Genomic DNA, 26,793 nt, shown 5'->3' with positions numbered 1-26,793 from the left:
TTTAGTGGCACCCTAAATTAGACTCTTCCGGCAATTTCAACTTAGTGAGATATTCCCATGGGGTCAGGTCATCCAGCGAGCTGTGGGGACGTTCATCGTTGTATTCTTGAACCCAGCTTTCCGTTAGCTCACGTGCCTCTTTTAACGTTCTAAACACATGCATGTTGAGTATTTCATCTCTATACGTCCGGTTGAACCTTTCAACAAACGAGTTTTGTGTGGGCTTACCTGGTTGTACGAACTCGAGTTGTATGTCATGTTGCTCCGCCCATTCAGCTAAAGTCGTTGAGATAAACTCTGGACCATTGTCCATACGTAACTGACTCGGGACTCGGATAACCTCGCCAAGCGACGATACGCTCCAATACGCGGACAACTCTTTGGGCGGGAAGGTTCAAGTCAATTTCAATGGCCAGCGCTTCACGGTTAAAGTCATCGATAACATTGAACGTCCTGAAGCGTCTGCCACACATCAGTGAATCGCTCATGAAATCCATTGACCAGCATTGGTTGAACGTTTCTGGCACACATAAAGAAGCGGGCTCTCTTGTTGGTAATCGCTTCTTTCCTCGACGGCGTTTATTCAACTTCAGTTCGCAGTAGAGTCGATGCACTCGTTTGTGGTTCCAGCGATACCCCCATCGTTTAAGCACTTTGAATAACATGCCAAAACCATATGCAGGATAACGTTCAACGGCTTCTTGCAAGGCGGCAATCACAGGGGTATCTCGTGCTTATCTGGTCGATAGCGATAGACCGAGTCACTGATGCCGACTAAACGAAAAGCCCTACGCAGACTCACACAGTGACAATTCTTGACGTAATCCACCCACTCTCGCCGAATCGTGGGCTTTACAGCTTTTTTTCGACGATATCCTTAAGGATTTTATGGTCGAGGCTCAATTCAGCAAACATTTGCTTCAGGCGTTGGTTTTCATCCTCAAGCTCCTTCAGTCGCTTCATGTCTGAGGCTTCCATGCCGCCGTACTTGGACTTCCAGTTGTAGTAAGTGGCATCTGAGATGCCATACTCTCGGCAGACCTCTTTGACCAACCTGCCAGCTTCAACTTCTTTCAGAATCTTGACGATTTGCGTTTCTGTATAGCGTGACTTTTTCATCAGCGTTCTCCATTTGGTTTAGTTTAAACCGAAGAACTCTAATTCTAAATGTCCCTAGTTTAGGGGATGATTACACTACCACTGATGAATTGATAGGGTTGTTTGTTAGTACTAACTAGCGTGTCTACATAAATCATGAGAGGACTAGAATGTTGTCCCTAAGTATAATATTCGCATTGAGTTTAGCTATTGGTGTTTTTGTTCTCGATGCACAAAAAGTTCACATTTGGCTCTCGAATCATATGGATGAGAAAGAGCTAGAGAAAAACAATCCAGAAGAGCTGAAAAAGCTGAAGAATAATACCAACGCTAGCAATAAATCACCTGATGCAACCGTAAATTTTATTCAATTTACGGTTAACCTTGCCTCTACTCAGCCCAATTTTCTGGGAAATACAGGTTCAACTGTAAATGAGCTTAAATATATGGTTATTACTCCTACCTACTAAATTAAGCTTTTGGGTAAAATTTGCCCTTTAATACTGTAGAGTTTATTAATGTTCCGAAGAGCTATATCGGGTTTGCTGACTTTGCCTTTCGGCTGAGCATCCTGCGCTTCAACAAATTTACGGCGGGCATGAGCCATACAGTAAGCATGTGTAAGCTTATATTCTTTGCAGGCAGCGTTATACCCTCCATAGACGTTGGTGTTCAGACACCCTTTAAAACCTTAGAGTAAATCGAGTGGCACTTCTCCAGATCTGGATGGGTCGTAATAGAACAACACGCTCCGTTGCTCTGGTGGCCAACTCATTGATACCCAAATATATTTATCTTAAGCTGCGGCTTTACAGGGCTTTATCAGCACCTGGATACCGGTTTAATCCATTGCAATTAAATGCCTTCGTTCTGCTTTTCTTTGAGTGGGTTCACCATAGGCTGAAGTACGTTTGCTGATTTAATTACATAGTTGGACGGTGTCGCTCTGGAGATATCGCCACCGTAACGGCTGGACACCTTTTCGATTCGGTAGAACGGAAGAACGTCCACATATTTGGAAGTAATGACATGAGCAATCGGGCTGACACTACCCAGTGAATCAGGCAGCGAATGCTTGGGCATCTGAGCCGTTACCATAGATTGACCGTCTTCAGTATCGAACGCCGCTTTTTTCTGCATGTATTGCAGAACACAAATTTCGGCGGGCACTATATCCAGTTATTTGAAACCATCTCTATGAATCACACATAACATACGCTTGATGTGAAGTTTTTTATATCGCCATGCACCTACGGCTGATTGTCCTATTCAGAATGTAGCCGAACCAGTTATCCACAAAGCTTTATTGTAAAGCACCCAGTTAGTTATCTTCTTTTTTGATTCACCCATGTCACCAATGCACCACTCATCAAAAAGGCTCAGATGGTAGATCTTTAAAAAGGTTTCACTGATTTAGGCAAGAACGCCGTAATGTATCGAGCCGTGAATAGTCATTATATGTGTCATTTACATTTGGTTGTTATGTGTACAAATAAGGCTTTATAGAAATATAGGTTAGATAAGCATGACTACTTTATACTCAACTTTGAGAAGAGAATGTATATTTTTTATAAGTTTAAACCAAATAAAGTAGAGTATATTGATGTTTTTTAAATGAGTTGTTAATATCCGTTTGCGTTCGTGTTGCTTTGTTGATGTTTTTGTAAATAAAGCATTAGCAGTAGGTTGTGTGGTTATGTATTCTGATAGTGTGCATGTATTAATTACGTCGAAGGATGCTATTGCTATATAGTTTGAAATTATTATGGAAGAAAAGATGAAGCATGTATTAATTATAGGTGGTTATTTTAATAGGTTTGATTCCTTTGAGAACATCAATACTAAAATTTCCTTGATTCAAGAAAAACACATGATCCATGACCTACATATGGAAGCTTGTGAGAAAATTTATACAGTCGACAAGTTTGAACCGGAAGAAGCACTAGCTATTGCCAAAGAATTACACGCTGATAGCCCAATTGATTACATTTTTTCATTCATTGAAGAAGGGCTTTACACTGCAGCTTATATCTCTAAAAATTTAGGCGTAGCAGGAATGGATTATGATGTACATACCTTGTGTTTAGATAAAATCCAAATGAGAGAAAGATTATCAGGAACAGAATTCTCTATTAATAGTATCCAAACAGAAAATTACGAAGATGCATTAGATTTTTTCTACGAAAATGGAGGGAAAATCGTATTAAAGGACCCATCTGGATGTAGGAGTGAAAACGTATTTATTTGTAAATCAGAAAGTGAACTTGAGAAAGCATGGGCAGTTACCCATGTGTCCAAAGTTTATGTCCGACTTCTAGAGGAATATTTGGATGGGAGAGAATATACCCTAGAGTGCTTAAGCTTAAATAATAACCACATATTTTTGGGGGCAACTAAAACTTATCTTCACTCAGGAATGCCTGTTGAGGATAGGCATATTTTTCCTGCTCCTGATGTGACACAGGATGAATACTTTAGATTAGAATCATTTTGCAAAAGACTTCTGAACCAAATTGATTTCCAACATGGCCCAATGCATATCGAAGTTAGATTAAGCGAGTCTGGGATTAAGTTAATTGAAATTAATAACAGAACTGCAGGGGGCTTTATATGGCAACTGGTTAAACTATCGACAGGTATCGATATGTTGACGGAAACTATATTAAATGCATTCAACGAGAATACAAAACTAAAGCAAGATGGAATTACTAAGAAAAGCAATTACATGGCTAGTTTTGTTATTTATGAGTCTGTTGATGTCGATAAGCTCAGAAAGGAACTAGAAAACTTAATGAGTGTCTCTACACTTTATTGTATGCCAAAACAGAGAAACAAGACATCAGGTGAAACCTTTGATGGTGGTGATGCCCTTGGTTTTCTGGCCGGTGAAATGAAAGAAGGATACCTGACACAACTCGACAATTGGATAAATAAAGTAGAAGAAAAAATATTATTAAGCCGGATTGATGTATGTTAATTAATATCAAAGAAGTATCTCCATCCTTGAGAAGCGTTGGTGGAAAGTTTTCTGGACTAAAAGAGTCATTAGATTTTGGCTTCAATGTCCCAAAGACTCTTGTAGTTACGACGGAAAGTTTCGACGAGTTTTTAAAAAGCAAAAATATTGATGAAGATGTCGATAGACTATACCGATATCTTTTTGAGGACGATTTAGCTTCAGCATATAGACTACTCCCTATATTGCGTTCAAAAATAGAATCAGAAAGAATACCCAGAGAGTTATTGATTGAAATAGTAAATTTTAAAAAAAATAATGGAATAAAAAAATTAGCAATTAGATCCTCCGCCGATATTGAAGATGGTTGTAATAAAAGCTGGGCTGGACAGTTTGAGAGCCATCTAGATATCGATGACGATGGAATTGAAAATAGTATATTAGCATGTTGGAGCTCACTATTTAGTGAGCGAGTTGTAGATTATTCGCATAGAAATGGATACACAATATTTCCACCTAAAATGGCCATCGTAATACAAGAGATGATTCCTGCTTCTATATCTGGTGTGTTGTTTACCTCTGATCCTCAAACCATGCAAAGTGAAACTATTATTATAGAATACTGCGAAGGTCTAGGTGAAAAACTAGTCTCTGGAAATATTACTCCAGAAGTATTCAAATTTAAAAAAGCAGATAAGGATAGAATAGAATCGATTAGTAAGGTATTAGGTGTTTCTGAATCTGAAGCATCAATATTTATTTCTCGTATCATTGAGCACGAAGAAATTTCATCTATAGCGAGAGATGTAGAATGGGCGGTATACAATGGTAAGATTTATTTACTACAGAATCGGGCTATTACCACTATTTCTAATAAACTACCAAATAAATTTGAAACCAATGAGGAAAGCTGGCAATTGCATCTCGCTAGGAATATGTCTGTATTCCACAATAGCCTAATGATTGAAGGGCATTATATGCACTCCGTCGACTTTGGTATTGTGAGTCCCGTAAGGTTTCTCTCTATTACAGCCTCAGGAACGCAAACTAAGCTTTATGCTGAAGAAAAGTCGTTGATGGAATATAGTGAGAGTGTAACAAGAAATGTTTTGAGTGATCAATGTTTCTCTTTTATTTCTCGTACCTATTCTGAAAAGATTACTGTGTTAAATAACGCTTCCCAAAACATGGGAAATAAACTAACACCGGATAGCTTCAAGAAGTTTTGCGATGCGTATAGAGAACTTGCTGCAGGATTGAGCCTCACCATTATTGGAGGCCAGAGTATTGAAAAAATCATGAATGACTTGTTGGTTAATAAGTACATGATAAATGAGTCAACCGCAAAGCTTGTCATTGGAAAATTGTCTAAGATAGAAGATAAGTCTCCGTATGAAATGGCAATTGAGGAACTCAAAAGTATTAAGCTGAAAGCCAAAATAAACGTAAATGATAGTTTTTTTCCAGCGGAACAGATCGATATTTGGGTCGAAAAATTCAAACATATTTCCGTGAACTTTTGCGAAAGGCCGTTGACAAATATTGATGCAATTGAAATCTACAACAATATAGATACAGTGGAGCCGCTAAGTTTAAACTCAGTCGACCAAATATTGTTGGGAGAATGGTCTAATGATGAAGAGTTAATAACCCTAGCTGAGATCATTAAAAAGCTTACTATTCTTAATGAAAGAAGAAAAGAAGCATTTTGCATTGCTTCTCTAGCATTACAACGGGCGTTTAAAGAGTTGGCCCTAGAATATAAGGTTCCTACTTGGAAAGATTTTTTCCGACTATCGTACAAGCAAATGAATCAAGTTATTTTAGGTGATATTGAACTTATAAATGGCGAAAATAATGAAGAAATTGTTGTCTATTTTAACAAAGATCTAGTAGTGAAACGACTCTCCAAATTGGATCTTAAAGTAATACCATCTGTAAGCGGATTTAAAGATGTTGAAACTCATAATGGCGAAAAAATAAAAGGTTATCCTGTAAGTCGAGGAATTGTAATCGCGAATGTCAAATGCGTTAATGATCAGAATGATTTTTATAAAGTTAAGCGTGGAGATATTATAGTTTCCCATATGACTTCCGTTGATTTTTGCCCGTTGTTTGACAAAGTGTCAGGTATAATTACGGAAGAAGGGGGCATGACTAGCCATGCTGCAGTGGTGGCAAGAGAATACGAGATACCATGTGTGGTAGGGGTTAAAGAAGCTATCTCCAATTTCAAAGATGGTGACCTAATTAAGTTATGTGGTAACACGGGGGAAATATCAATTGTCCACACTAAATAAAATAACAGATCTCACGTTAGATGAAATAAATAATGTGGTAGATCTAAGTATTATCCAACCAATTGTAGATGCCACGTCTTATGACAATTTTATTGATGGTTTGCATTTCGAAGGTTTGGTATTACCAAATCTTATAAAAGAATGTTTGTCAGAAAATATGTACACGGAATACAAAGAAACGGTAATCGGCCAGTTATTACCACACATGAAGTCATTAAAAAATGTTGAGTTCAATTGGCATCATGATAAGAGTCAACTGAATTCAATAAAAGGCAAGAAAGTGATATTTAACGTTGATCCTGTAGAGCAACATGGTCCGCATCTAACACTTGGAACAGACATTAATATCTCGAACGGTATTATTAAATATCTATGTGGTATAAAGGGCTTAATTCAGTTGTCTGGAATAAATATTGGTTGTATGAGGTGGGCGCTAGCACTTGGTGGAAGTTTTTCTGTTAGTGAGTCGTTCCTTAATGAATATATAGAACGATATATCGACAGGCTTTTTAATCTTGGAGCTAGTGAAATTGTTTTAGTATCAACACACTTAGCTCCTAATCACCATTCGGTCTTGGATAATATACTTTCCAAATATAAAAACGGAAGTGTTAACGTACTCTATCCACTACTCCAGTTAGAAGAAACTAACTTAGACTGTCATGCTGGTGTGATTGAAACAGCTCTAAGCGCTTACCTAGGAAATAGAGTTCGATATGAGCTGTTTAATAAACAGCTATTTACTGATGCTCTAAGTACTGAGTACATATACTCAATCAGTAATCTTCAACTTCCGGAGTTTTCTAAAGCAGTGAAAAGAAAGCAATGGAATGGCATCGTTGGAGATTTCTCACTTTTTAAGTATGAAGAAAATAATTGTGTTGAGTATGATTTAAAATTACTGGGAGAAAAATATTTTCGTACTATGGTTAGTGGCTTAGCTAAAAGATTATAACTATGAGTAAGATCGTTATAATTGGCTATGGTTACATGGGCAATTTATTTAGAGAAACTTTTTTGAAGCTTGGATACAGAGATATATCCATCGTTGAACCAAGAGTAAGTAATGGGATTGGATTCTATAGTGATTTGTTTGAATTTTGGTCAAAGAATTTTAGCAAAGATAACTGCTATTATTTCGTGTGTTCACCAGCGTCAACACATGAATATTATCTCAATCTTCTGTTACAGAATGATGCAAAAAAAATTTTTTTAGAGAAACCAGGTGTTATTGATAATTATAAATATAACTATTTTTTAGAACTAGCTAAAAAGAAGAATGCACAGGTGTTTATCGGTTATATACTGAGACAATCTTCTCTATTCTCATCATTTAAGAATGAATTATCTAGCTTTCTTAAGCGCGGATTTAAAATATCAAAAATTGACGTAGACTATAAAAAATATAAGATTAACACTTCGAGGGACAAGTTCGATCTAGGAGTTTTTGAGGAGTTCTTTCATATAGCTGATATGGTTTTGAATAATATTTTAAATTATATTTCCTTCCACCATGTAAGCATAAATAACCAAGTGAATAGAGACGGTAGACTATTACACCTTGATTGCAGTATTAAAATGAATAAGAGTGTTCTCGTACATGTCAACTCATCATTTATATCTTCAGAAAAGTTGCGTAGATTTGATCTGCTCTTAGATAAAGGAAGTGAAAATATAAACGTTGTCATAGAGTTTGATAAAGAAAACTATGACTCTTTACTGATATATAAAGATGGAGTCTTATTAATGTCTGATACAAAAGAATCTAATATTAAACTTGAAAATGAACTGTCTGAAATATTAACGTCTTTTAAGTGTGGAGATGGGAGTAATAATAATTTACATACATTACAAGACTCATACAAAATAGCCATGTTGAACAGGAATATAGTTCAATCACTAACAGGAAAGAATAAAATGACAATGATTTTCGACAAGGAAACCCTATATAAAGGGGCTTCTAATGGTAACACGTTTATTATCTGTGACATCCGTGGTAATAGAGTTGCTAATGTTGAAAATCTACTAAAAAAGCGCGAAGATGAAAACGTTGACTCAATATTGATATTAGAAGATTCAAAGATATCAGATTTTAAGGTTAGAGTTATAGAAAAAGATGGGTCTGAATCAAAAGCGTGTATTAATGGTTTTCTTTTGATTTGGGAAAAGTTTTCAAACACTGAAATAGGAACTATTGAAGGTAAAGAGAAGTTATTTAATCTAAAAAAGATGAATAATAAAGTAAGCCTTTCTTTAGATAAGCGTTATTCAGTTCACCAAGAAGGTGATCTATATTTTATTGATTTTGTTGAACCACATGTAGTAAAAGTGAATAGTGTTTGTTACAACTCTAGATTGACGCTCGCCAATGATCTCCAAAATAGATATAAGAACGGTGTGAACATCAATTTTTTAGAAAGCTATGAGGGGCATGACATCGAAATATCTACCTTCGAGCGGGGAGTAAATGATTTTACACTATCATGTGCGAGTGGTTCATTATCTACAGCTATCGTATTAAACGAATTAGCACCTAATAAAGATGCCAAATATGTCGTAACTAGCAAGGGTGGAAGACATGTCGTTTATATTGATAAACGTTATGTTGAAGTAAGCTGTAGTCGCATCGATTTAAAATTAAACTTGGTCTAATGAATATAACTGATAATGGAATCAATATGCTTGATAGTTATTCCGCTTCTATAAAAAAATTTGATTCAATCAATTATGATTATAATTGTATAGATGAAATTAAAGTTAATAGCGATGTAAAACTGAATGATTACCTGAAAGGGATTTATTCAGAAGCAAAACATATGAAACCGGTATGTGAACGCTCAAGAAGTATATTACGAGCTTGTCTAGAAGAAGTGATATGTAAGGATTCTCAGCTTGACAACAATGACCTTACGGACGCTCTTCAGGATTTCGATATATACCCAGTGATAAAAACAGTTGAGCATGCTGAATTAATGCTACATAAGAATACAATACTGAGCAACTATTTACATAGCTATGCAGCACGAAGCGTTGGAGTTAGACATTTCTTTTCAAAACAATGTACAAGAGTAAAGTCGATAAACTGTAATAAATCACTAACTGGACCAGCCATTATACCTAGAGGTGAAGGAAAGTACCTGAAAATTTATGGGTTAGGTATTAATAAACTATCCAAAACGCCGGTTGTTTGCTTAAACAATATTACCACAGATTTTCAATACATTAACAGTGATAGAGAAATCATGTTATGTACGGATTATCCAAAGATATTGGAGAAGTATAACAACACTTACTATGAACGTTCTGTCTACTTTATTAATTGTGTTAATCGTTATATATGGAGAAATATTGAGTTTAATAGCAAATCTGAAATTGTACTTTTTGACGAAGATTTTGTTTGCGAATTGGTTGCCCGATTATTATTAGACCAAGATAACGCATTTTACAAACTTTTCTCCAATCAAGCTGCCTTAATCTATTTACTCAATGAAAGAAAGAAAGCGAAAGAGTCTAATGTTCGATGTCAAATTGATGGTACTACTGATTTTTTTTGGTACCGAGGTAAAAAATCATTAAACAGTTTGAAGTTAGAAATAACAGAAAATAGCAAGCTACGACTTGTGTGTCCAGTTGGAAAGATCGAACCAATAGAGTTCGAAGCGCGTAAGTTAGCTAAACTTATGGATGAAAGGATTATTTATCCAGACAACACAATTAGCTATTTCGTTACTAGTCTTTTCCCTGGTGTTGTGAATTTAGGCGGTGGCAGTCAATCGGAATATCTTCCAAAAATTAAAGAAATACTTATTGCCACGTGCAAAAAATTCAACATTCTTAACATAGGTCAACAAGATACATTAGAAGAGAATCAAATTTCAAAGCTTCTTTTTTATGGGTTATTGGAAGCCGATCAATCGCTTGATTTGGCGCTATGTCAAATGGATGGAAATGATGACCTCGACCAACTTATTGAGGATAAACTTAGATACACTTTAAAGGAATCCGTAGGTGAATTAAATGCGTTCAAGTATTTACTTTCATTGTGATTTTTAATTGACATGGAAAATATGGTTATGTTTAAGAGATATTTTAATCTTGGACCTGTTGTATACAGTATTGCACTTGCTAGGTTTATTTCAGCGTGTGGCGCATTTGTTCCTCCAATGCTAATTATCATATTACATGACAAATTAGGGATTTCATCAGAACTAATTGGTTATATTGTGGCAGCATATGCCATTGTAGCTATGCTAGGAAGTATTGTTTCCGGTTTTCTTTGTGATCGATTTAAAACAGGAATCATCGTAATTTGTTCGATGTGTGTCACAACGACTGGATACTTATTGAGCGCAGCTGTGTCAGAGTCAGTATATGTTATTCTCACACTGGGGTTATCTCAACTAGGCATTGGACTTACTTATACATCAACACTAACACTTTCACTAAAATTGAGTAAACCAATTAATAGAGCAAACATAGTTTCTCTCAACTACTTATGCTTCAATCTAGGTTCTGCCATTGGGCCTGCTATTGCTGGCTATTTGTATTTAGAAAAATATGAAATGTTATATATAGGTAGTGGCATCGCTATATTTGTTGCCGCTATAACCTTATTTACTTCACTCTATATAAATGATGCCTTAAGCCCGATTTACAGAAATGAGAGTTACAAAAATGATCAGGTAGATGTAGCGAAAGAAGGCACACTAAGTCGATATGATATCATTATCTATTCTACGATATGTTTTTTGATATGTTTTACATTTGCAACTCTAATGTTCACGCTACCTATAACAATGAATGTTTTATTTGCTAATAAAGGGGCGCTTTATTTTGGCTATTTAATGTCTTTAAATGCTTTATGTGTGATTATGTTGACACCAATAATCGTACATTTTTCTAGAAATATATCGTATGGAAGTATGTTGTTATTGTCTCCTGTTTTTTACTTCGTGTCGCTAGCGGTTATTTTTTTGGACGACAGTGTTTTTTTGGTGTTTATAATTTCAACGGTTCTTTGGTCTATTGGTGAAATAGTTTATCTTACATATTCAGAACTCTTTTTGACTGACTATGCTAGTGAAGAAAATATAGGGAAAATATCTAGTATACCCACTATATGTTATCAATTAGCAAGTGTTGCATCACCTCTGATTTCTGGCTATTTGATTAACTTTGGTAGTAGTGATGCACCATTAAAAATATCTATGGTTTTTTCCGTTCTCGCGTTGATTAATTTGTCTGGTTTTATCTTAAAGAAGAAAAGAATCAAACTTGGACTAAAATGTAATAAAGGAATATAAATTGTTTAAAGAGTATAAAATAGCAGTTATCGGTATGGGTTATGTTGGTTTACCTCTTGCTCTTAGTTTCGGTACTAAATATAACACTATTGGTTATGATATTAGTAAAAAAAGAATTTGGGAACTTAAAGATAGGATTGATATAAACTCAGAACACGAATTTGAAGAATTTGTAAGCGCATCATACCTACAGTTTAGTGATGATTCAAACGATCTTAAGGAATGTGATATTTTTATTGTCACAGTTCCAACGCCGGTCACTGAGTGTATGACGCCAGATTTTAATCCTTTGATTAGTGCCTCAAGTTTGGTTGGAGCGTCAATAAAAAAAGGTTCAGTCATTATATATGAATCTACAGTTTACCCTGGTGCAACAGAGCAAGTGTGTGTTCCTGTAATAGAAAGATCATCAGGTCTAAAATTCAATACGGATTTTTTTGTGGGATATAGCCCAGAGCGAATAAACCCTGGGGACGAAAGAAAGTTTAAAGATATAGTTAAGCTCACCTCAGGCTCTACTCCTGAATCGGCTCGATTCATAAACAATCTCTACTCATCGGTTGTAGAGGCAGGTACTTATTTATGTGACAGTGTTCAGGTCGCCGAAGCTGCGAAGGTTGTTGAGAACATTCAAAGGGATGTAAATATTGCATTAATGAATGAGCTTTCAATCATATTCAATAAAATAGATTTAGATATTCACTCTGTACTGGAGGCGTGCAGAACAAAATGGAACTTTATCAATTTTGTTCCAGGGTTAGTCGGTGGTCACTGTATCGGAATTGACCCGTATTATCTCATTGCTCGTGCATCTGATGCGCACGTAACGCCCAAGTTAATATCGACAAGTCGTAAAATTAATGAGTCTATATCTGATTATGTTGTAAGCAATGTGCTTGAGCACCTCTCTAAATCTAATATAAATAATTATAAACAGAGTGTTTTGGTTCTCGGTGTAACGTTTAAGGAAAACTGTTCTGATATTAGAAATTCAAAGGTCTTGGATATTATTTTTTCATTGTTAAATAATGATTTGGATGTGGATGTATACGATCCAATTGCAGATGCAAAAGAGCTTGAGTCTGAACACAATATTTCATTGCTAAAAGATTTGCCGAGAAGAAAATACAATTGCGTTATATTTGCAGTGAATCATGATGATTTTATAGAGATATCTAGTAAGAAATACCTAGACTTCCTAGAAAATGATGGCTCTGTGTTTGATTTGAAAAATATATTACCACAGGAAATGGCAAGTTTCCGCTTATAGTAAGAGTTTATTATGAAACAATTGATAAATGTAGATGAGTTAAACCTTAATAGAATTACAAATATACTAGATCTGTCCAAAGCTCTTCTGGATTCTGATGGTGAAAAATATAATAGCTTATGTTTGGGGAAAATATTATCAATAGTTTTCTTAAATGAAAGTTTAAGAACAAGTGCGATACTGAAGGCTGCCATGTACAAATTGGGCGGAAATATAATTGAAGTATCAAACTATGTCGATGAAAGTAGTTTAGATGTGTTTAATTCTATATTGCCACTATCAGATTTATCTGCAATTCGAGCGGATTATGTTGAATTCGATGATCTTAATTCTCGATTCAATGTCCCGTTGATTAATAGTTTGTGCAATAGAGATGAGCACTCACTTAGTTCGTTGTGGCATCTTTTAACAATGGATATATTACTCAACGGCATTAAAGGTAAAAAAGTTGGCCTATATGGGCAAACTGCACACTGTCGGCCCTATCTTTCTCTTCAGAAGTTGCTTTCTAAGGTGGGGTGTGATTTTTATATAGACCCTGTAATGGATGAACTTGGTAATCCTAATGTTGTTGATGATTATATAGTAAGTAATGGTGCAAGTATTACAAAATGTAATATTGCGGATTTTATATCTAAAGTGGATGTATTACTTATTTCTGATGGTCAACCAATGGGTGGGAGTAATAACGATGATAACCAGTTACTTTTGGAGTATTCAAAAAGATATAAAGTATTTGATGAGAAATTAATTAATAAATTGCCAGACCACGCTATTGCAAATTATATGATGCCTCGTAAGTTAGTTGATGAACGCAGTACTATAGACGAATCGATATTGAACCATGAGAAGTTTTATAACTCTAAAATGATGGATTTTGGTGTGTATTCAACAATGGCTCTTATTATTGATATTTTGGGGCTTAGCTGTGATGTTTAAGATTGTCGATGCATGTGTCAGTTATCATGAAATACCCTTTAAAAACGGTTTTACCTTGTCTAAAGGAAGGGAACTTCTGAAAATTAGATTGAGGAACATAACTCTAACGGTATCTTTCTTAAACGGTCAGAATATAACATCTGATGCCAGTATTTTCGATAGCGACTTGTGGGCTAAACCTCCACATGTTTATGGAGATGGGGATCGAGAGAAAAATCTGAGCTACTTTAGTCATGGCGTTGAATACATATTTAGTAAAATTGTTGGTAGAGTATTTTCAGACCCAATTGAATATGAGGTAGAACTCATTTCTTTAGCAAATGCTTTTGACAATGAATTCTGTACCAACTACGGGTATTTAAGCTCCGAGATTATGCGCTATATGCTCATCTCGCCTTTCAGTGTCAGTTTTTCGGTATGTTACAAAAAGAATGTAGGTAGAACACTATTATCAGATTTATTGTTGGGAGAATTAAAAGAAAAATACTTTCCTTTTCTCAGTCGTATATTTGGGAGCGACGAAAGTAGAGAATTAATTGATTTTAATGTCGAAAGTAACGAAAGATTATCAGTACCACTTCTAAATACAATGGATTTAAGTGTATCTTTGGTCGAGATAAAGAGAACATTAAAAGAGCAATCGATTCGCCAATTAAAAATTAAAATTGATCCTAGTGGGTCGTCCGTAGAAAAATTGGTTAATATTATTTCTATTATTGATAGTGATTTTCCGGGTGTTAAACTTTACTTAGACGCTAATCAGTCATTTTCTACCTATGAGCAGTTTTGGGAAATGTTCTTAACACCGGTAATGAATCAAGTTCCTAATTTTAATGATTATGTTTTAGGGTATGAGGAAGTTATTAGTAGCCCTTTGACATCTGAAATTGATAAAAGATTAGTATCTAATCCTACCATATATTTGGATGAGAATGCAGGAAGCCTCGAATCTCTCAATAAAATAAGGGAGATGGGGTATGGAATAGCATTGAAGTCAACACGCCCATTGGGAGTACTCGCTATACAGATAGTTTATTGCCAATATCACGGTATTGATACTTGTATCCAGGATCTTACATTTTCAGGAAATACACTTAAAAGTAATTTGTTACTCAGTACTTATACTAATACTTCTATTGGCATCGAATCAAATTTTGGATATTTGGTTGAAAATACTGAGTATACAGATGTTAGTTTGTGCGAATGGAATAACATAGTGTCTTCCGGTGATGTCTTTTTAGCATATTAAACTTTAGTATTGATAGGTAACAAATGTATCTAATAATCATAAATGGAATTAAATATTCTTTACCCAAGGGAGTTAGCGTGGGTCAGATGGCTAATAAAATTGTGGATTTTCCTTTTGGCTGTTTAAAGGGTAAGTGCGGTAGATGTTTAGTCAAAGTAATAGAAGGGGATACTGGACACATTAATAAAACCGAAAGAGAGTTTTTGAAGTTAATGGATTTGGACGATGGTGAGCACCGCTTACTCTGCAAGATTGATGTTAATTCTAATTGTAAAGTTGAGTCGGCTACGGGATAAGTATGATGTTTGAAAGAAAAATAACAAATGAACTTAATGAGCTGAGCACTCTAAACAACTATCGAGGTGTATTAGGCGTACTTTCAGATTGGTTTTTTGTCTCCACGGCAATCGGAATCTCTATATATTCGGAAAGCTTAATTATTTACTTGTTTTCTGTTGTTATCATCGGGGCAAGGCAAAAGGGCTTGGCAACACTGTTACACGAGTCTGCGCATCGTGTTCTGGCCAGAAATATAACACTCAATGATTTTCTGGGAAAATACTTTACAGGGTATATGGTATTTCAAACATTCAAAACATATGCAAAAAGTCATGTGGTTATGCATCATAATTATTTGGGGAATGTCAAAAAGGACCCAGACTTTAAACTTTATATAGATTCAGGGCTATATGATGATATTAGTAAGCGAGAGTTCGTCTTTAGGTTTTTGATATCACCCTTTCTTTTTAGTCGAACACCATACTATATTAAATACCTCGTGGTTAACCGGCTTGGAAATATAAAGGATAGTGAGGTAAGACTGCTCTTGGTTTATTGGTTTGTTATAATTTCAACAACGATGTACCTTGGTCTTTTTAAATATTTGGTTTTGTATTGGTTTGTGCCGCTGGTTACAGTATTTCCTATTATCGGGTGGTTTGTTGAAATGGCAGAGCATTACCCAATTATTGAAGATAGTAAAGGGGTACGAAAAACGCGCAACCGATTTAGCAGTCCATTAGAGATGTTTTTGACGGGCCTTCATGCTGAGAACTACCATCTTACCCATCATTTGAATCCATCAATACCTTATTGGAATCTCAAAAAGGCACATGAAATTATGATGAAAGATAAGGAATACAGAGAAAGTAACGAGATTGTTGGAGGCATATTCTCTTCCTCGAACGGTAAACCTTCTCTTTGGAAGATGCTTTTGAGTAAGCGGTTCGATAGCGACGATATATCTGTTTAGTTGAGTTTAGATATGGTTTCTTTTGTCTCTCAATTATTTAACTGTGTGATTCATAGAGATGGTTTCAATTTTTTTAGCTGAAGTCCGAGCTTCTAATTCTGCTCTTGAAACTGCTCTTCCTTGCTCTGGTAGTGCTGAGATACCTCTTCAGACGGAGGAGTTTGATCAGATATCTCAGTAATCGTGTCTATCAGGGTTAACCCATTTAACGAGCTATGGGGGCGTTCCCAGTTGTAGTAGTGTTGCCCCTCTAGTTACAGATCCTGCTTTTCTGGCCCCACAATGACATCTATGGTCGGATATAACTCACTTTTATCTGTTTTCTTCGAGCGTTCCACTTTGCTATTCAAGTGAGGTTAGTTATGTAGTGGTCAACTAAAATTGGCCACGGTTTTAGAGTTTTCCCAATATAGTCGTTCTGATTCATCGGGAGTTAGACCACCATTATATTGATGGGGCCTGAGTTGGCTGTAGTAGCCCGTGATATATCGAGTTATGTGTTCTCTTGCTTCGTTAAAACTCCGATAACCCGACACTGGTATCCATTCTGTCTTTAAGCTTCTGAAGAACCGTTCCATCGGACTGTTGTCCCAGCAATTACCTCGCCTAGATAAGCTTTGCTTGATTTGATAACGCCACAACAGTTGCCGATAAGAACGGCTGGTGTAAAACTTCCAACTTTGATTCGTGTGTTGAATGCATCTAAAAGATCAAAGATCCGTTCTCTAGGAAAGGTATAAAGCTTTGTTTTAGTTTGAGTACGATGTTCAGACTTAACGCTATGCACAGTATTGATTTGAACTTTATCTATTGTCCTTGTATAGGATAGAAATGAGTTTGAATACTTATGATGCCAGGCTGCGAGGTTGATGTGCTGTTCAGCAAAGTCGGCTAGCCTTTTTTTGTTTAGTAGAATCGCGTTAAGTGGTGTGTTCGTTTCAGTAGCGAGCTGCTCAGCCTTGCGATAGTTGTATTCGTTAAAAAGGGTTATGTAACCGATGATTTTATTGGTGTTTTGAATTGACTTGGGTAACCAATATAGACCACTTGGATCGTCTTCGGTTGTTGGGTCAATGGTACCAAACTCTAGATCGTCAACGAACGCTCTGAAACATGAAACCGGGTCTGGAAAATCTTTTCGACGTTTTGCCAGATAATTCATGAACAACGCTACAGCACTGGCACTCTTTTGATGCCAAGAGGACGATTTTTTTCGTTTTTCGTATGCATACTTTGCATAGGAGCTGAGTAGGCTCTGATTTACGAAGATCAAAGGGAGGATAAATACATTTGCATCTCGTACAGTCATTCGTATCGTAATCTTGGCAACTAAAACTGTGATAATTTTATTTCTTTTGATGGTTTGATTAGTTAATTATAACTATTAAGACGTTCAAAATATCGATCTGATGATTCTGGCGGGGTTCTGCCGTAATTGCTTTAGCAAATGGTATAAAGCAGAAGCTGATGACCAAGGGTTGGAATTGTCTATAGATGATGCGAGAGAACGCGTTTATGGGATGACTTATGGCGAGTGGAAAGTAAATCACCAGTTGCCAGCTACTCCAGAACAGTTAGCGGCATTTGAAGCGCGATCAAAAAAGTAGTGAGTAAGAAAAAGCGCCTTTCGGCGCTATTTTAGTTTTTAATATAGTGGCAAAAGCCATCCCGAAAAATCAACATACCTAGCGCCCAAACTTTTGCTCTAGCTCATCAAGATAGGGTGACAAATCCCCAATATGAATGTTAAGCCATTCCGAGTTGTAGTAAGTATCAAGGTATCGTTCACCACTATCGCATAGCAGGGTGACTAATGATCCTGTTTCTCCCTTAGCGTGCATTTCAATCGCTATTTGAAGTACACAATACAGATTTGTTCCTGTTGATGCGCCCACTTTTCTGCCAAGTTTTCTCTCTAACCAATGTGCTGTCGCGACGCTGGCGGCATCTGGGATCGTGCGCATTTCATCAATAACGCCGGGAATGAAGCTTGGTTCAACACGTGGTCGACCTATGCCTTCAATTCGGCTGCCCATGTTCAAGGTGATTGCACGATCACCAGTACGATAATAGGCGTGAAACACAGAATTTTCTGGGTCTACAACACACAGTTTGGTCGGGTGCTTTTGGTAGCGAATAAATCGACCAATTGTCGCAGACGTGCCACCCGTTCCTGCGCTCATCACTACCCAAGTTGGAATGGGATGATCTTCTTGCGCCATTTGCTCGAATATACTGTTGGCAATGTTATTGTTCCCACGCCAATCAGTCGCTCTTTCAGCGTAAGTAAACTGATCCATATAGTGACCGTTTAGCTCTTCCGCCAATCTTCGTGATTCTGAATAGATTTCATCTGTACGGTCGACAAAGTGGGCTTCTCCGCCATAAAACTCGATCTGTTCTATCTTTGAGCGAGCCGTTTTCTTAGGTACAACCGCGATGAAGCGTAACCCGAGTAAGCGAGCAAAATAGGCTTCACTTACCGCTGTACTTCCTGAAGATGATTCAATAACCGGAGTATCAGGACCAATCCAACCATTACAAATTGCGTACAAAAATAGCGATCTTGCTAGCCGATGCTTGAGCGAACCTGTGGGGTGAGTACTTTCGTCCTTCAAGTAAATATCAATGCCTTCAATGTAAGGCAAGTTGAGTTTAATGAGGTGTGTATCGGCGCTTCTTTGGAAGTCGGCCTCTATTTTTCGGATTGCATTATTGGTCCAGTCATGGTCAATACTCATTGCAAACAGCTCCTTGTTTACGACTTTCCACGTTTGTTGTAATTAACTCGCCAGTCACTTGGCTCAAGCGATAGCTTTATAGCTCAGGTAGCGACGTATTTTAAAAATATCGCTTTAAAAGCAAACCAAATTCAAAAACCATGTTACTTCAGATTTTTTTTGGATATATAGAGTACGCTCGAAATGTAAGAAAATGTTTATTGTTTTTATACATTGTGGCCTAATTAAGGGAATTTATTTCTACATTTGAATTTTTTATGAGTAAACCATCACTGGATAGAATAGACAGAGAGCTTCTTATCCTATTGCAAAAGGACAGCACTTTGTCTTTGAATGAGCTGGCAGAACAAGTCCATCTCACAACTACTCCTTGCTGGAAGCGGCTTAAAAGACTCGAAGAAGAAGGGTTTATAGACAAACGCGTTGCGTTGTTGAACCCTGAAAAACTAGGGTTGTGTTTTACAGCCTTTGTCATGGTGAAAACCAGTGATCACTCTCATGAATGGTATACCACGTTTGTAGAAACGGCTTCTGATTTTCCAGAGGTAATGGAGTTTTATCGGATGGCGGGAGAATACGACTACATGATGCGTGTATTAGTACAAGACATGAAATCATTCGATGACTTCTATAAACAGCTCGTCAATAGTGTGGATGGGATTACTAACGTCACCTCTACTTTTGCAATGGAGACATTAAAATACACAACAGCGCTGCCTGTTTGAGTCAATCTTCGTCAATCCATGTAAAGGTCCGTAAAGTTCTTAGTAATCGCTATTACCCTGTCTAAACTGATTGTTAAGCGAACAGTTTAGACAGGAGACAACATGAAAGCACTCTACATAACGCTCACAATCATGACTAAGAATGAAAAAACGGCAGCGAGATTCGCTGCCGTTTGTTTGTGTGAGGGTTTGTGGTTTTTCAAGATGGTAATGCGAAGGCTATTTCACAAACCGCATTACGCCTTCTTGAACGGCAGAGGCAACTAATGCGCCTTGCTGATTGTATATTTCCCCACGTACGAGACCGCGTGTATTACTTGCAGTAGGGCTGTCTATGGAATACAGCAACCATTCATCCATTTTGAATGGGCGATGAAACCACATAGAGTGATCGATTGTCGCTACTTGAAATTTTGGCGTCATTAGAGACACTTCATGTGGATGTAAAGCCGTTACCAAGAAGCCCCAATCGGACGCATACGCTAACAGGTATTGATGAATCAATTGATTATCAGGTACTTCACCATTGGCTTTAATCCAAAGGTATTGTGTCGGGTCGGTCTTTTGGGGTTTTAGTGGATTAACCACAGTTACAGGGCGCACTTCAATGGGCTTTTCACCACAAAATGCGCGCTTGATTTTCTCGGGTAAGAAATCAGCAATTTGGTTCGCGAGTACAGACTCTGAGGCATAGTTTTCTGGCCCTGGAATGTCTGGCATCGTATTTTGATGTTCAAATCCAGGTTCATCACCGTGGTAAGACGCTGTTAAATAAAAGATCGGACGTCCATTTTGAATCGCTTTCACTCGTCGCGTGCTAAAGCTGCGACCATCTCGCAGGTTTTCAACATCATAAATAATGGATTTTTCGGGATCACCCGGAAATAAAAAATAGCTGTGAAACGAATGCACAGTTCTATCACTATCTACCGTATAGCGAGACGCTGAAAGTGCTTGCCCAATAACTTGTCCACCATACACTTGTGGCAATCCAAGATTTTCACTTTGCCCACGGAAGAGTTCCTTTTCTAGCTGTTCTAACTGCAACAAATCAAGCAGCTCATTTAATGGTTTACTCATCGTACCTCCGTCAAAGTTATGTCAATTAAATACCTTGGATAACGACAAAAAACAAGTTTGGGCGATATACTCGCACCACATCCATTAACTCGGAATAAAAGTGATGAAGAAACTATTGGTACTCGTAATGACTGCCGCTGCTGGCATTGGTCTGGTTGGTTGTCAAAACGCTGAAGAGTCTTCCGCTACCGTTGAAGTAAAACCTGTAGAAATGGCTTTTGTTGAAGGCTCAATCTACTACCGTGAACGTATTGCCTTGCCCGACAACGCGCAGGTATCAGTATCACTACAAGATATTTCACTTGCCGATGCCCCGTCTGTGCTTCTCGCTAAACAAGAGTTTGAAGCTAATGGAAATCAGGTGCCGTTCTACTTCAAGTTAGACTATAACAAAGCGAATATCCTGCCTCAGCATACATACAGTGTTAGCGCTCGCATTGAAGTGGATGGTGAGTTGATCTTTATCACCGACACCGTTTTCCCAGTTATTACCGATGTTAATCAAACGCATAAACTGGACCTTATGTTGGTGAATGCGCGCTAACGCCAACGGAAATACGGGTTATTCGTTGCTTCTTTTCATCCTTTTTCTACAAAGAAACGGCTAGAGGCGAAGGGCGAGTGGTCAGATTTTTTGAGCATTCAGTTGTCATTACTACTGAATGCTCAATTTTCAATTCATACTCAGAGAAATGAAGTGAGCGTTACAGCTCCCATTGATAATCTTTTAAGCGAATTTTCCCCGCCAAATTTACCACCACGCCTTCTTCTTCAAGTTTGCCTTTCTGTCTGTCGAAGCTCGACCCTTTTAACGAGATCTCGCCACGACTGTTGATCACTCTGTGCCAGGGTAATTTGCTGTTTTTAGGTAGGTTTCCAAGAGCTTTCCCTACATGTCTTGCATAGCCAGGATATCCCGCTAGTTTTGCGACTTGTCCATAGGTGGACACATTACCATATGGAATTTGGTGAATTACTGCAAAGATTTGGCTTAAAAATTGATCCATACTGAGATTGTCCTAGTTCGTCCACGGAATATAAGGAGAGAGCTATGGTGTTTTCGTTGCTCCAGTTCGTTGTTACCACATTACTTGCGATTGTTTGCGCAAGGGCGTTGAGTTTGAGTGGTGGTGATATTCCTGTTTTGGCTTTAGTTATACCCGCATTGTGGATTCTGCCGCAAGGCGGCATTGCGGGACTGATTCTTTTAGCGTCTTTGGCAGTGTATGGTTTTACATTGCCATTGCAACCCATCGCTATGTCTTTGAGTGTTTGGATCTTATTCCCGCTACTAATGGTGACTTTCTCAAGGCGCAGTAGCATTTATGTTCTCATTACCACTGCAGCGACCATAGTCGTTATGCAAGTTGGCATAATGGTGACTCAGGCAGAAGGTAAAATTCCTGGTGAGTGGGGGATAACTCTAATTCAAACGCTATCGGTCATAGCGACTTGGTTTGCCGCTCGGCATTGGAAAAGCTCTTCTCAGCACAGCTGGTGGACACTTTCACTTATATTAGCACTGTGGTTAGCAGGGTGGACCCATGCCGCGCTTATTGCTTTGTGTATCGTTGGTATCATCGCATCTGCCGAAACTCTGCCTAAATTATCCAAATTTAACTGGAACAAGTTACTTTGCTGGACACTACCTACAGTAGGGTTTGCCGCCATTGTCGCGTCTAAAGCGGTAGAAATCCCCAACCCAGTATTTGTGGTGTGGATATTCTTTTTAGGAACGGCATGGGCGACAGATTACGTGCTGAGATCAGCGGATGAACACGATGATTCTTAAAATGCTTTATCCCATAGCTCAAATTTAGTGCATATGTTTATCAATAAGTCACTTTTTGAACTAGCCTCACATTAATGAGGTGTTGTTCTGTGTTTATCTTAGTAGCTCTTTTCTTTGTTACATTAATGTGAAAGATAGATGTGTTTTACGGCACAGAGAGCGATAAGTGAAAAAAATTGCAGCCCTGTTGAGCGCCTTATTGGCACTACAACTTATGGGAATAAAAGTGGTTTATGGGCAAAAATCTCAATATATAGTCGCAACTGAAGCGGATGATGTCGTAACCCATTTTTTGTTTGATATGGTATCCGAAGAGTTCTCTGTCGAGGTCGTGTACAAAGACATGCCCGATTTTGAATCCGTTCTTGGCTCTGTTGCGAGAGGAGAGAGTGACTTTGCTGCAAACGTCACTCACACTGACGATAGGGATGTACTTTTCGAGTTTTCAGCGCCAACCAACATTGAGTACACCTACTTATTTAGCCCATCAGGGGTAAGCCTTAGCGAAGCTGAAATTATCGGTGTACCTAAGAACACCATCTACGCCGATCTTATTTCTCATAACTTCCCAAACATCAAACTTATCGAATATAACGGCTATGAAGAAGCTAAGAACCTTTTACTTTCAGGGGAAGTCAACGGAGTCGTGGATGCGATAAATCAACTTAAAGCAATGCTGACGATTGGACTAGACGCACAACTACTTAACGATCAAATCTCTATAAAACCCGTCTCAATCATCTCACCTAAGGGGCAGAATAAAGACGAGATCCAGCGCATTGTCGATTTTGTTCACTCTGAATCCATGCAAAAAAAGCTTCGTAGTCATATAAGCCAATACCAGTTTGATATTCGTAGAGATGCCCTTAGACGAGACATGTTGGTGCTTGGGCTGAGATCTCACCAAACATTTCGAGTGAAGTTAGAAAATGCCTATCCGTACGTCGAATACAACGACAAAGGCTTGGTACGTGGGATCAGTGCCGATACGGTAAAACAAGCGTGCCATTTACTCACATTTACGTGTGAAATCGTCAGTACACATGATGAAAGTTGGGAAAGCATGTATGGTGACTTGATAGACAAAAAAATCGATATTCTAGCGCCGTTAACTATCTCGGAGCAGCGTAAAAACATTGCTTATTTCAGTGTCCCTCACTATTTTCCTGAAGCCATTATCGTGAAGCGCCTTGGTTTTAAACCTGATGTTTATCGCCACGTTTCAGAACTGATTACGGAACGTATTGGAGTGGTGAGAGATGACTTCTTCGATGAGTTACTTAGCCAATTACTGCCACAAAAAACCTTTATCCGGTACTCAAGCCAAGAAGAACTTGTGAATGCATTAGTCAATGATGAGATCGATTACATTGCCGTAGATAAAGCAACCCTCAATATCTTATTAAAAGAGCAAGAGTTATTGCCCATTACTCAAGATTACAGCATTGAAAGTTTTCACAGTTCGGAAATAGCGCTGGGCTTCCCTAAAACAACTCAAGGAGAGGTGCTGGCAGCATTATTTTCACGTGCCATTCGCATGTTAGACACAGCGAGCATTAATAGCACTTATGACAAGCAACCAGATTGGCGCAACACGTTAGAGAGGGAGCAAGATCTCGCCAATAAAACCAAGCGCTTGTTCATGGTCGCCATTGCCTTTGTTTTACTCGTTGCCTACCTACTGTATCGCCAAGCAAATACAGACAGCTTAACCAAATTGGAAAACCGCCGGGCTCTAAACCTCAAATACAGTCGAGGCATCAAGCCATGGCAAACTGTGATTTATCTCGATATCAACGATTTCAAGCAGATCAACGATCAGTTTGGGCACGACGTAGGAGACAGAGTCATCCAAACCTACGCGTCTATTATTCGGAGAAACTGGAAAGGTAATTGGTATCGAATTGGAGGGGATGAGTTCATTCTCATTTGCTCCAAGCCTTTACAAGATAAAATCAAAATCCTTAAAAACCTCAAGCTGTTTTCATTTTATATGGCTGAAAGAGATAGAGACTTATCGGTTTCCGTGTCTATTGGTGTGTTTGAACCTCGCCAAAAAGAATACACGTTACGAGAGATTTTAATTCGAGCCGATGAAGCCATGTATCAATCCAAGCGAAAAGGAGAGCCGACCTTCGTCGATACCGATTCGTAACATACAGAAATTGCTCACTTTGCGTAATCTTTCGTCATTCAGAACAAGAATGTGCTAATAATTAATAGAGAGGGTTGCAATCGGGGGGCGGATACTGAATAATCCATCCTGCCTTCGGGGATACCCTTGGGCACTACAGAATCTATGGAGGCTCTGGTCCTCCCGCAACACTAACTTGTGAACTCGGTCAGGCCCGGAAGGGAGCAGCCGCAGCAGGCGACGTGTGTGCCGGGATGTGGCTGGGGTCTCCGCCCATTTGATGTTTGCAAAATAACTTAGCATAAATTGCAAAGAAGTTAGCAAATTTGCACTATAAGTCAGCATAGTCTATTTTTTGTTGTAGGTTTACAACAAATGTGATGCGCACTATGTTCGACCAAACCAAAAAATCTTCCCACGTTCACAACATCTGCAAGTTCATGAGCTTGAAAAACGATGCTGTCGTACGCACCCTCTCTGTTTTAGAATTTGATTTCTGTTTCCACCTCGAATACAACCCAGACGTAAAAGAATACATTTCTCAACCATACGGTTATCACTATCATTTTAATGGTCGCAAGTGTCGTTACACCCCTGACTTCTTGGTCTGTGATCAAAAAGAACAATCTTCTTTTGTTGAAATTAAGCACTCAAGCCAAATTGATCCGCCCCAGCAGTTTTGGACACCAAGTTAAGTGAGTACAATCACTAACGAGGTGAACAATGACAACTAACAAAAAAACTAGAATTAAACATTCCCCTGAATTTAAGGCAGAAGCTTTGAAGCTATCAGAGAAAGTGGGAGTTGCTGCGGCAGCGAGGCAGCTCGGGTTGCATGAATCCCAGATCTACGGTTGGCGTAAGGCAATTAAAAAAGACACCAGTACCAGTCAGCGTGAAAGAGATCTCGCTGCCGAAGTCGCCAAGCTCAAAAGGCAATTGGCTGAGCAAGCTGAAGAGCTAGATATCGTAAAAAAGGCCGCCACCTACTTCGCGAAAAATCTAAAGTAGATTGCTATGAATTTATGCTAGAACACCTTCTGTGTTTCAATGTGGTCCGCATGGCTAAGGTGTTCGAAGTTTCACGAAGTGGGTTCTATTACTGGATTAAGCATCGCCACAAGGCCATCCAGCGTGAGGCAATACGCCAAAAGCTTGATGAAAAAGTCAAAAAAGCTTTTGACAATAGTAAGGGGCGTGATGGCTCAAGGCGCATCCAGAAAGAGCTAGCTGAGAATGGGGATAGCCGTAATGTTAAAACCATTGCCGCCAGTATGAAGCGTCAGGATTTAACGCCGAAAGCGGCACGCAAGTTTAAATGTACGACGGATAGCAAGCATAAGATGCCCGTAGCGCCGAACTTGCTAGCTCAAGACTTTAACGCAACGGCTCCGAATCAAAAATGGGCGGGAGATATCACGTATCTTGCCACGAGCGAAGGCTGGTTGTATCTGGCTGTCATCATCGACCTTTACTCACGACAAGTGATCGGTTGGTCAATGGATACGAGGATGACGGCAACTCTGGTCTGCGATGCATTATCAATGGCTCTGTTCCGTCGAGGGTTCCCTGAGCATGTTACTGTCCATAGTGATCGAGGTAGCCAGTATTGCTCAAAAGACTATAGGGACATAATAAGTGCTTATAACCTAAAACAAAGTATGAGTAGAAAAGGAAACTGTTGGGATAATGCGTGTGTTGAGAGCTTCTTCCATTCTATGAAAGTCGAGGCGATCCAATACGAACCGATCATGACAAGAAATGAGATGCGCCAAACGGTCTTCGAGTACATTGAGGTTGATTATAATCGGATGAGAAGGCACAGTGCTCTTGGGTATCTAAGCCCAGTTAACTTTGAACAGCAAAATGTCGCTTAATGAAGTGTCCAGTCTTGCTGGAGCAGATCAACGGGGCAACTCAATCACCAGTTGTCACGCTTACACAGAGAATGCGA

At 38.4% G+C, this 26,793-nt stretch carries 22 protein-coding genes, 1 other RNA gene and 5 pseudogenes; 20 read left to right on the top strand and 8 right to left on the bottom strand.

What is annotated here, in order from left to right; all coding sequences use genetic code 11:
• Position 1: 1 nt before the first annotated feature.
• Positions 2–1,119: pseudogene (locus LDO37_RS11810) on the bottom strand (IS3 family transposase).
• A 176-nt stretch (positions 1,120–1,295) separates the two neighbouring features.
• Here LDO37_RS11810 and LDO37_RS11805 point away from each other — a divergent pair.
• Positions 1,296–1,568, top strand: coding sequence for a hypothetical protein (locus LDO37_RS11805; RefSeq protein WP_185829956.1), 273 nt, complete (start codon positions 1,296–1,298; stop codon positions 1,566–1,568).
• Here LDO37_RS11805 and LDO37_RS11800 read toward each other — a convergent pair.
• Positions 1,565–1,774 (bottom strand): IS66 family transposase, encoded by a 210-nt coding sequence (locus LDO37_RS11800; RefSeq protein ID WP_126610227.1) that lies wholly within the window; start codon positions 1,772–1,774, stop codon positions 1,565–1,567. The two genes, LDO37_RS11805 and LDO37_RS11800, sit on opposite strands and share 4 nt — an antisense overlap.
• A 179-nt stretch (positions 1,775–1,953) precedes the next feature.
• Positions 1,954–2,268, bottom strand: a complete 315-nt coding sequence (locus LDO37_RS11795; RefSeq protein ID WP_126610226.1) for an IS66 family transposase — start codon at positions 2,266–2,268, stop codon at positions 1,954–1,956.
• 607 nt (positions 2,269–2,875) lie between these two features.
• On the opposite strand from LDO37_RS11795, the gene LDO37_RS11790 reads away from it, so the two are divergent.
• The 11 genes from LDO37_RS11790 to LDO37_RS11740 are packed head-to-tail and all read left to right on the top strand — an operon-like array spanning position 2,876 to position 16,367.
• A complete protein-coding gene (locus LDO37_RS11790) occupies positions 2,876–4,075 on the top strand; it encodes an ATP-grasp domain-containing protein (RefSeq protein WP_224055212.1) in 1,200 nt (399 codons plus the stop codon).
• A complete protein-coding gene (locus LDO37_RS11785) occupies positions 4,069–6,354 on the top strand; it encodes a PEP/pyruvate-binding domain-containing protein (RefSeq protein WP_224056027.1) in 2,286 nt (761 codons plus the stop codon). The genes LDO37_RS11790 and LDO37_RS11785 overlap by 7 nt, the downstream gene beginning before the upstream one ends.
• Entirely contained in the window at positions 6,338–7,309 is a 972-nt protein-coding gene (locus LDO37_RS11780; protein WP_224055211.1) for a creatininase family protein, read from the top strand. The genes LDO37_RS11785 and LDO37_RS11780 overlap by 17 nt, the downstream gene beginning before the upstream one ends.
• Before the next feature lie 2 nt (positions 7,310–7,311).
• Positions 7,312–9,006, top strand: coding sequence for a Gfo/Idh/MocA family oxidoreductase (locus LDO37_RS11775; RefSeq protein ID WP_224056026.1), 1,695 nt, complete (start codon positions 7,312–7,314; stop codon positions 9,004–9,006).
• A 26-nt stretch (positions 9,007–9,032) separates the two neighbouring features.
• Positions 9,033–10,400, top strand: coding sequence for a hypothetical protein (locus LDO37_RS11770; protein WP_224055208.1), 1,368 nt, complete (start codon positions 9,033–9,035; stop codon positions 10,398–10,400).
• A gap of 27 nt (positions 10,401–10,427) precedes the next feature.
• Positions 10,428–11,657, top strand: coding sequence for an MFS transporter (locus LDO37_RS11765; protein ID WP_185829925.1), 1,230 nt, complete (start codon positions 10,428–10,430; stop codon positions 11,655–11,657).
• Position 11,658: 1 nt separating this feature from the next.
• Positions 11,659–12,927 (top strand): nucleotide sugar dehydrogenase, encoded by a 1,269-nt coding sequence (locus LDO37_RS11760; RefSeq protein WP_224056025.1) that lies wholly within the window; start codon positions 11,659–11,661, stop codon positions 12,925–12,927.
• A 12-nt stretch (positions 12,928–12,939) separates the two neighbouring features.
• Positions 12,940–13,866 (top strand): aspartate carbamoyltransferase, encoded by a 927-nt coding sequence (locus LDO37_RS11755; protein ID WP_126609711.1) that lies wholly within the window; start codon positions 12,940–12,942, stop codon positions 13,864–13,866.
• Complete coding sequence (locus LDO37_RS11750) at positions 13,856–15,115, top strand: enolase-like domain-containing protein (RefSeq protein WP_224056024.1); 1,260 nt, start codon at positions 13,856–13,858, stop codon at positions 15,113–15,115. The genes LDO37_RS11755 and LDO37_RS11750 overlap by 11 nt, the downstream gene beginning before the upstream one ends.
• A 23-nt stretch (positions 15,116–15,138) precedes the next feature.
• Positions 15,139–15,411, top strand: a complete 273-nt coding sequence (locus LDO37_RS11745) for a 2Fe-2S iron-sulfur cluster-binding protein (RefSeq protein WP_126607072.1) — start codon at positions 15,139–15,141, stop codon at positions 15,409–15,411.
• 2 nt (positions 15,412–15,413) lie between these two features.
• Positions 15,414–16,367, top strand: coding sequence for a fatty acid desaturase family protein (locus LDO37_RS11740; RefSeq protein WP_126607073.1), 954 nt, complete (start codon positions 15,414–15,416; stop codon positions 16,365–16,367).
• 92 nt (positions 16,368–16,459) lie between these two features.
• Here the strand turns inward: LDO37_RS11740 and LDO37_RS11735 are convergent.
• A pseudogene (locus LDO37_RS11735) lies at positions 16,460–16,723 on the bottom strand (integrase core domain-containing protein); the annotation flags it as partial.
• Between the two features lie 15 nt (positions 16,724–16,738).
• Positions 16,739–17,041, bottom strand: a pseudogene (locus LDO37_RS11730) (integrase core domain-containing protein); the annotation flags it as partial.
• A 714-nt stretch (positions 17,042–17,755) separates the two neighbouring features.
• On the opposite strand from LDO37_RS11730, the pseudogene LDO37_RS11720 reads away from it, so the two are divergent.
• Positions 17,756–17,974, top strand: a pseudogene (locus LDO37_RS11720) (DUF1244 domain-containing protein); the annotation flags it as partial.
• Positions 17,975–18,052: 78 nt separating this feature from the next.
• On the opposite strand, the gene LDO37_RS11715 reads toward LDO37_RS11720, so the two are convergent.
• Entirely contained in the window at positions 18,053–19,108 is a 1,056-nt protein-coding gene (locus tag LDO37_RS11715; RefSeq protein WP_126607075.1) for a PLP-dependent cysteine synthase family protein, read from the bottom strand.
• Between the two features lie 257 nt (positions 19,109–19,365).
• Here LDO37_RS11715 and LDO37_RS11710 point away from each other — a divergent pair, with 257 nt between their 5' ends.
• The gene (locus tag LDO37_RS11710) at positions 19,366–19,833 is read left to right on the top strand and encodes an Lrp/AsnC family transcriptional regulator (protein ID WP_126608175.1); all 468 of its coding nucleotides are present in this window, start codon (positions 19,366–19,368) and stop codon (positions 19,831–19,833) included.
• Positions 19,834–20,052: 219 nt separating this feature from the next.
• Here the strand turns inward: LDO37_RS11710 and tesB are convergent, their stop codons facing one another.
• Positions 20,053–20,913 (bottom strand): acyl-CoA thioesterase II, encoded by an 861-nt coding sequence (gene tesB / locus LDO37_RS11705; RefSeq protein WP_101115741.1) that lies wholly within the window; start codon positions 20,911–20,913, stop codon positions 20,053–20,055.
• A 103-nt stretch (positions 20,914–21,016) separates the two neighbouring features.
• Here tesB and LDO37_RS11700 point away from each other — a divergent pair, with 103 nt between their 5' ends.
• The gene (locus LDO37_RS11700; RefSeq protein WP_126608174.1) at positions 21,017–21,457 is read left to right on the top strand and encodes a YbaY family lipoprotein; all 441 of its coding nucleotides are present in this window, start codon (positions 21,017–21,019) and stop codon (positions 21,455–21,457) included.
• Between the two features lie 160 nt (positions 21,458–21,617).
• Here the strand turns inward: LDO37_RS11700 and LDO37_RS11695 are convergent, their stop codons facing one another.
• Positions 21,618–21,920 carry an MGMT family protein gene (locus LDO37_RS11695; RefSeq protein WP_101115745.1) on the bottom strand — a complete coding sequence of 101 codons (303 nt, stop codon included), beginning with the start codon at positions 21,918–21,920 and terminating at the stop codon, positions 21,618–21,620.
• 44 nt (positions 21,921–21,964) lie between these two features.
• Between LDO37_RS11695 and LDO37_RS11690 the strand changes: the two genes are divergently transcribed.
• The 5 genes and pseudogenes from LDO37_RS11690 (at position 21,965) to LDO37_RS11670 (ending at position 26,716) form a co-directional block, all read left to right on the top strand.
• On the top strand, positions 21,965–22,705 hold the full coding sequence (locus tag LDO37_RS11690) for a VP0952 family biofilm-associated protein (protein WP_101115747.1): 741 nt from the start codon (positions 21,965–21,967) through the stop codon (positions 22,703–22,705).
• 166 nt (positions 22,706–22,871) lie between these two features.
• The gene (locus LDO37_RS11685) at positions 22,872–24,860 is read left to right on the top strand and encodes a GGDEF domain-containing protein (RefSeq protein WP_126608173.1); all 1,989 of its coding nucleotides are present in this window, start codon (positions 22,872–22,874) and stop codon (positions 24,858–24,860) included.
• A 151-nt stretch (positions 24,861–25,011) separates the two neighbouring features.
• Positions 25,012–25,108, top strand: an RNA gene (ffs, locus tag LDO37_RS11680) — signal recognition particle sRNA small type.
• A gap of 120 nt (positions 25,109–25,228) precedes the next feature.
• Positions 25,229–25,510: pseudogene (locus tag LDO37_RS11675) on the top strand (Tn7 transposase TnsA N-terminal domain-containing protein); the annotation flags it as partial.
• 52 nt (positions 25,511–25,562) lie between these two features.
• Positions 25,563–26,716, top strand: a protein-coding gene (locus LDO37_RS11670) for an IS3 family transposase (protein ID WP_224055256.1) whose coding sequence is annotated in 2 segments (ribosomal slippage) — positions 25,563–25,809 and positions 25,809–26,716 — 1,155 coding nt in all. Because the reading frame shifts where the segments join, the coding sequence is not laid out codon by codon here.
• Positions 26,717–26,793: the final 77 nt, after the last annotated feature.

It is taken from the genome of Vibrio penaeicida (assembly GCF_019977755.1).
GTDB classification, from domain to species: Bacteria; Pseudomonadota; Gammaproteobacteria; order Enterobacterales; family Vibrionaceae; genus Vibrio; species Vibrio penaeicida.
Note: the sequence above shows the minus strand (reverse complement) of the source record. Positions and strands in the feature narration are given on the sequence as shown.